General features: G+C 71.2%; 1 protein-coding gene. It reads left to right on the forward strand.

Translation table 11 applies throughout. The features are described from left to right. Positions 1-486: AMP-binding protein (locus tag WDV06_RS37120; protein ID WP_395514198.1), on the forward strand; the 486-nt coding region annotated here is incomplete at both ends.

Raw genomic sequence — 486 nt, forward strand, 5'->3', positions numbered from 1 at the left:
ACCGATGTGTTCGACCGTGGGTCGGTCGAGGTGCTGGTGGGGCGGCTGGTGCGGTTGCTGGAGGCGGTCGCGGGTGATCCGGATCGTCGGGTGGGTGCGCTGGAGGTGCTGGCTCCGGGGGAGCGGGCGCGGATGCTGGGCGAGTGGAACGACACCGCTCGTGAGGTGCCGGCCGGTTCGTTCGTGGAGTTGTTCGAGGAGCGGGTGCGGTGCGCGCCGGACGCCGTGGCGGTCGAGTTCGGTGATGTCGCGCTGTCGTACGGGGAGTTGAACGGTCGGGCGAACCGGTTGGCCAGGTATCTGGTGGGCCGGGGTGTGGGGCCGGAGCGGCGGGTGGCGGTGGCGTTGCCGCGGTCGTTGGAGTGGCTGGTCGCGGTCCTCGGTGTGATGAAGGCCGGTGGTGCGTACGTTCCGGTGGACCCGGAGTACCCGGCCGACCGGATCGCGTACATGCTCCAGGACGCCGGACCCGTCGCCGTCCTCACC

Origin of the sequence: Streptomyces racemochromogenes (assembly GCF_044129415.1) — a bacterium.
Lineage (GTDB): Bacteria > Actinomycetota > Actinomycetes > Streptomycetales > Streptomycetaceae > Streptomyces > Streptomyces racemochromogenes_A.